The organism is Meiothermus cerbereus (assembly GCF_051297115.1).
Classification (GTDB): Bacteria; Deinococcota; Deinococci; order Deinococcales; family Thermaceae; genus Meiothermus; species Meiothermus cerbereus_A.
In genome coordinates this window covers 1-5,616 of sequence record NZ_JBEVAL010000111.1, presented here as the reverse complement: position 1 = coordinate 5,616, position 5,616 = coordinate 1, and the positions used below count along the sequence as shown (strand labels likewise).

Here is a 5,616-nt window from a genome sequence, read left to right as displayed (position 1 = left end):
CGTGCGACTTGCATGTCTTAGGCATACCGCCAGCGTTCACCCTGAGCCAGGATCAAACTCTCCAAAAATGCTCTTGCGAGCAAGGGGATTGACCTAGTTAAGGTCTTTCTCGTTTAAAACGTCCGAGAAAACGACGTATGGTTCGTGTTTTCTGCTGATCTTTCTTTGTCAAGGTGCTTGGCTACCTCGCGGCAGCGCAACGAGAAGTGTACAGACTACTTTCTAACCTGTCAAGCCCTACCAGGTGCTGGGGTTGGATTGATGGCTGAGACTAATCTGGGCGGCGCGAAGTTGCAGCGCCCGCAGCAGATCAGTTTTGCTCAGGATGCCAATCAAATTGCCATTGGCATCTGTGATGAGAAGCCTCGAGAACCCCTGCTCGGCCATGCGCTGTAAAGCGGTCAGGGCCTCGGCCTGTTCGTCGAGCTGCAACGGCGGACGCATCCGCTCGAGCACCCGGGTTTGGGGGGAGGCGCCGTTGAGGTCTTCCAGGCTTATCAGGCCCAACAGCCGCCCTTCTTCTACCACCGGATAGCCCACGTGCCGCTCCTGTAGCATTTTTTCCAGGAGTTCGGCCACGGTCAAAGTGGGCGGTACGGTACTCACCTCGCGGGTCATCAGGTCGCGCACAAGCAGGCCCTCGAGGGTACGGCTGAGCATGGCTTGCTCGGCCTCGGCGCTGGCTGCCATGAAGATGAAGAAGGCGATCAGGAGCATGAGCAGGTTGCCGACCAGCAGACCCAACAGACCCAGCGCAAAGGCCACCACTTTGCTAATGGCTACAGCGGTGCGGGTGGCCTCGAGGTAGGGTTTGTACAAAGCCATCAGGCTGCGCAGGATGCGCCCGCCATCGAGGGGCAGGGCCGGAAGCAGGTTAAATAGGGCCAGGCTCAGGTTAATGATGGCCAGGTAACCCAGCAAAAACTGCCCCTCGGCAGCACCTGGGGGTACAAGTCCGCGCAACAGACCAAACAGCCCCGACAGCAGCACGCTCACAATAGGGCCTGAAATGGCAATGACGGCTTCGGCTCCCCGGTAGCGGGGGATTTGCTCGAGCTGGGCCACCCCACCCAGAAGCCACAGGGTAATCTCGCGGGTTTGCACGCCATAAGCCCGGGCCGTGAGGGCATGGCCGAGTTCGTGAAGCAGCACGCTAAGGAAGAGCCCCAAAGCAGCCAGCAGGCCCAGCAGGTAGGGGGTGGGGCCTTGTAGCAAATCCGGCGGTGCGCTTATCTGTAGCAGCCGCAAATAGATCGGAAGCTGGCTGCCGATTAGGAAAGCAAAAAGCGGCAGCACAATCAGAAAGCTCAGGTCAAGCGAGACCGGGATGCCCAACAACCGAAACGGCAAGCGGATGGTTTTGGCAAACATTGAGTGTATGGTACTACGGCTCTTGCTGGTAAGGTGATACGTGGCTGAGCGCAGGCCAGGATGACGGCTTCAAAGAGATGCCCATCCAAATTGGGGGCTTCCAAACGGCCCCGCAAGCAGCAGGTAGACTGGACTAATGCGTTTGATTTTGGTGCCCACACCCATCGGCAACCTCGAGGACATTACCCTACGGGCGCTGCGGGTGCTTAAGGAGGCCGAGGTGGTGGCCTGCGAAGACACCCGGCGCACCGGGTTGCTGCTAAAGCACTTTGGCATCTCCAAGCCCATGGTGCGCCTAGACCAGCACACCGTGGGAAACGCCAAGCGTCTATTGGAAGGGTACGAACTTGTGGCCTACGCGACCGATGCCGGCACCCCCGGTATTTCCGACCCCGGCGCCGAGCTGGTGGCGCTGGCCATCAAGGAAGGCTGGGCGCTCGAGGTGCTACCCGGCCCCACCGCGCTGATTCCGGCTTTGGTGGCCTCTGGTCTGCCTACCGCACGCTTTGCCTTCGAGGGCTTCCTGCCCCAGAAACGCTCGGAGCGCCGGGAGCGCCTGGAGCAGGTTGTGGCTCGCACGGTGGTGCTCTACGAGGCACCGCATCGTTTGCGCGAGACCCTGCAAGACCTTCTGCAAATCTATGGCCCGGAGCACCCGGTGGCGATTGCCCGCGAGCTTTCCAAGCTGCACGAAGAAATTTGGCGGGGTAGGCTGGGTGATGCGCTGGAATACTTCAAAGAACCCAGGGGCGAGTTTGTGCTGGTGCTGGGGCCAAAAGAGCAGGCTCCAGCAGCCAGGGGGCAGGGGACACAGGAATTGCTCGAGCAGCTCAAAGCCCAGGGCCTCAAAGGTAAGGAGCTGGTAAGCGCTCTGATCGAAGCAGGGGTTCCCCGCAACCTGGCCTACGAGCTGGCCCACAAACCAGACGCGCCAAAACAGTAATACCCGTTCTATGTGTTTGGAAGGTGCTGGATAACGTGCCTGCAAAGGGGCCAGGGCCGCCCGATTGGAGCGTGGGCCGGTCAGTGCTGGATACCTTCGGATGCCACATAACAGAGTTTCTTGGGTAAACTAACAGGCAGTTTTGCCAGAAGGCCCCTGGGTCTTTGTAAGGCAAGGTCTAAGTTTGGAGTATGCTTTGATGAAGCGAATAGCTGTTTTTACCAGTGGGGGAGACGCACCCGGCATGAATGCGGCCATTCGGGCGGTAGTGCGCTCGGGCTGGGCCAATGGTCTGGAAGTTATCGGCATCCGGGGGGGCTACCAGGGCATGATTGAGGGCGATTTCGTGCTGATGGGGCCGCGTGATGTGGCCAATACTTTGCAGCGGGGCGGTACCATCTTGCTCACGGCCCGAAGCAAAGAGTTCATGACCCCCGAAGGCCGGGCCAGGGCCGCCGAAAACCTGAAAAAAGCTGGCATAGATGGGGTAATAGCCATTGGTGGCAACGGAACCTATGCCGGAGCAGCAAAGCTGCTAGCGGAGCACCAGATCCCGATTGTGGGTGCGCCCGGCACCATAGACAACGACCTCTACGGCACCGACTACACCATAGGCTTCGACACCGCCGTCAATACAGCCCTGGACGCTATTGACCGTATCCGCGATACTGCCGCGAGCCACTCGAGGGTCTTTTTTATCGAAGTGATGGGCCGCCACGCAGGCTTCATTGCGCTCGAGGTCGGTATTGCGGGGGGGGCCGAGGTGGTTGTGATTCCCGAAATTCCCACCGATGCCCAGGCCTGCGCCGAGGTGATTAACAAATCGGCGGAGAAGGGCAAGCGCTCTTCCATCGTAGTGGTGGCCGAAGGAGGCTACGAGGGCGGCGCCGAGCAGCTAGCCAAGGATGTGCAACAGTACTCCGGCTTCGAGGGCCGGGTTACGATTCTGGGCCACATCCAGCGCGGAGGCAGCCCCACCGCCAGAGACAGGGTGCTGGCAAGCCGCCTGGGGGCCGCTTGCGTGGAGGCCCTGCTGAGCGGGGCCAGTGGGGTTGCGATTGGCGAAGTAAACGACGAAATTCGCCTCACGCCCTTCAAAGAAGCCATCGAAAAGCGCAAGGATATTAACCGCAAAAAGTACGAACTCGCCAAAGTGTTGTCTTTGTGACAGTCATTTGTCTTATACCAGATTCGGTTAGGTCGTCACCGTTCGGTGACGACCTAACCCGACCAACAGGATACGCTGTTTTCGCCGAGCGCAGCGAGGGGTGTGCTCTAGGATTCAAAAAGATAGCCTCTTGGGATTTTTGTTTGAAGACTATCTTTTTGAATCCGGTATTACATCGCACGGCAGACGTTCAGTCATAATTGACTGCTATGGATCAAAACCTCGAGGTCGCTACCCTGGGCGGTGGGTGTTTTTGGTGTTTGGAAGCCATCTACGACGAACTAAAAGGCGTAACGGAGGTGGTTTCGGGGTATTTTGGGGGGCATCTGCCCAACCCCACCTATGAACAGGTGTGCAGCAAGCAGACCGGCCACGCCGAGGTGGTACAGGTGAGCTTTGATCCCAGCCTGATTTCGTATCGCGACATTCTGCAAATTTTCTTCGCCATTCACGACCCCACCACGCCCAACCGGCAGGGCAGCGATGTGGGGCCACAGTACCGCTCGGTTATCTTTTACCACTCCCCAGAGCAAAAAGCGCTGGCCCAGGAAGTAATGCAAAACCTGAACCAGGCCGGGCTCTGGCAGAACCCCATCGTGACTGAGCTGGTGGCCTTCGAGAAGTTCTACCCCGCCGAGGACTACCACCAGGAATACTTCAGGCGCAACCCCTATCAACCCTACTGCGCGTTTGTGGTAGGTCCCAAGGTTGCCAGGTTTCGTAAGCAGTATTTTGACCGCCTGAAAAAGCCTGCCGCGACCAGTTGAGTCGGCCAGTCCAGACCGCTTGCGGTACACTTCTAAGCTATGGCCCGAGTGGTTAAGCCCAAAAGCAAGTATTATGTGGTCTGGAAGGGCCGAAAAACCGGTATTTTTACTTCCTGGCCTGAAGCCGAAGCGCAGGTCAAGGGTTTTGTGGGTGCACAGTACAAGGCCTTTGAAAATCTGGACGAAGCCAGACGGGCCTTTAGGGGAGAATACCAGGAGTATCTGAACAAGAAAGCCAGTCAGGCCCGGCTTTTGCAGGCCCCTCCGCCGATTATCCCCAGTTACTGTGTGGATGCAGCTTGCAGCGGTAATCCGGGGCGGCTGGAGTACCGCTGTGTGGACACCGCTACGCGGAAGGAAATTTTTCGTCGGGGGCCTTTTGCTCAGGGAACCAACAACGTGGGCGAGTTTCTGGCCATTGTCGAGGCCTTGATGCTGTGCCAGGAAAAGGGCTATACCTGGCCTATTTACTCCGACTCGGTCAACGCCATTGCCTGGGTAAAGGGCAAAAAAGCCCGCACCAACCTTATACCCACAGCGCAAAATGCCGAGCTGTTTGAGCGCATTGCCAGGGCCGAGGCCTGGCTAGGTTCCAATACCTACCCCAACCCAATTCTCAAGTGGCAGACCGGCCTCTGGGGAGAAAACCCGGCAGACTTTGGGCGGAAATAGCTGCCCATCGCACTCTTTTTTGTGCAGGGCGCTCTAGGGGTGGTTGACATGTGGGAGCAAGGCTGCCCTGAGCACGGGATTTCCGGCGGCCCAGTCGAACAGTGGGCGGGCGAAGGGGCTGCTGACGATGCCGTCTTTGACCCCGCTGGGAATTCGCTCGGAGGGGTAGCGTAAAGCGCCGGTAGAGGCCACAAATTCGCTGGGGAAGCTAACCCAGATGATAAAGGCCAGGAACAGCCCCCACAAAAACCCCCCAACACCGCCAACGATGGCCTCGAGGGTAGGGGTAAGTGGCGCCATCGGAACGAGATGGCTCAGGTAGGCCATGCCCAGCCCCAAGGCCAGCGCGAGAAAAGGCAGTGCTGCTACGGGAAGCCAAGCCCCCAGCAAAGACGCCAACAACACGTACAGTACCAGCGCTGGCACCACCGCCAGCGCGAAAGGAACCCCTTGGCGAATGCCTACTCCCAGGGCTGCCGAGAGAACCAAAAGGGCTATTAAATCGAGCCAGCTAAGCATCAAGCCGAAGTATACCCGCCTTGCAAGCTGCCACCGCGCTATTTTGACCAAGGCTGGTAAAGGCAGCGTGACGTGTTTTGCAAAGGCCCGATGTTTCCCAGGTTCTTCTATGGGATGGGGGTGCATCTCTGAAAATCCGTATGCCAGAATAAAGCATGAAAGAGTGGAAAACGAAA

6 protein-coding genes and 1 rRNA gene are annotated in these 5,616 nt (G+C 58.2%); 4 read left to right on the top strand and 3 right to left on the bottom strand.

The features are described 5' to 3' along the window. Positions 1 to 68 (bottom strand): 16S ribosomal RNA (locus ABWU19_RS14100); the annotation flags it as partial. A gap of 169 nt (positions 69 to 237) precedes the next feature. After that, entirely contained in the window at positions 238 to 1,371 is a 1,134-nt protein-coding gene (locus ABWU19_RS14095) for a site-2 protease family protein (protein WP_435902292.1), read from the bottom strand. Positions 1,372 to 1,507: 136 nt separating this feature from the next. Here ABWU19_RS14095 and rsmI point away from each other — a divergent pair, with 136 nt between their 5' ends. From rsmI to ABWU19_RS14075, 4 genes are all read left to right on the top strand, one after another. Beyond that, positions 1,508 to 2,314 (top strand): 16S rRNA (cytidine(1402)-2'-O)-methyltransferase, encoded by an 807-nt coding sequence (rsmI, locus tag ABWU19_RS14090; protein ID WP_435902291.1) that lies wholly within the window; start codon positions 1,508 to 1,510, stop codon positions 2,312 to 2,314. 199 nt (positions 2,315 to 2,513) lie between these two features. Continuing rightward, complete coding sequence (gene pfkA, locus ABWU19_RS14085) at positions 2,514 to 3,482, top strand: 6-phosphofructokinase (protein ID WP_435902290.1); 969 nt, start codon at positions 2,514 to 2,516, stop codon at positions 3,480 to 3,482. Between the two features lie 209 nt (positions 3,483 to 3,691). Continuing rightward, positions 3,692 to 4,249, top strand: a complete 558-nt coding sequence (gene msrA / locus ABWU19_RS14080) for a peptide-methionine (S)-S-oxide reductase MsrA (RefSeq protein WP_435902289.1) — start codon at positions 3,692 to 3,694, stop codon at positions 4,247 to 4,249. 39 nt (positions 4,250 to 4,288) lie between these two features. Then, positions 4,289 to 4,921 (top strand): ribonuclease H1 domain-containing protein, encoded by a 633-nt coding sequence (locus ABWU19_RS14075; protein WP_435902288.1) that lies wholly within the window; start codon positions 4,289 to 4,291, stop codon positions 4,919 to 4,921. A gap of 33 nt (positions 4,922 to 4,954) precedes the next feature. On the opposite strand, the gene ABWU19_RS14070 is transcribed toward ABWU19_RS14075, so the two are convergent. Next, positions 4,955 to 5,440, bottom strand: a complete 486-nt coding sequence (locus tag ABWU19_RS14070) for a hypothetical protein (RefSeq protein ID WP_435902287.1) — start codon at positions 5,438 to 5,440, stop codon at positions 4,955 to 4,957. Between the last annotated feature and the right edge of the window lie 176 nt (positions 5,441 to 5,616).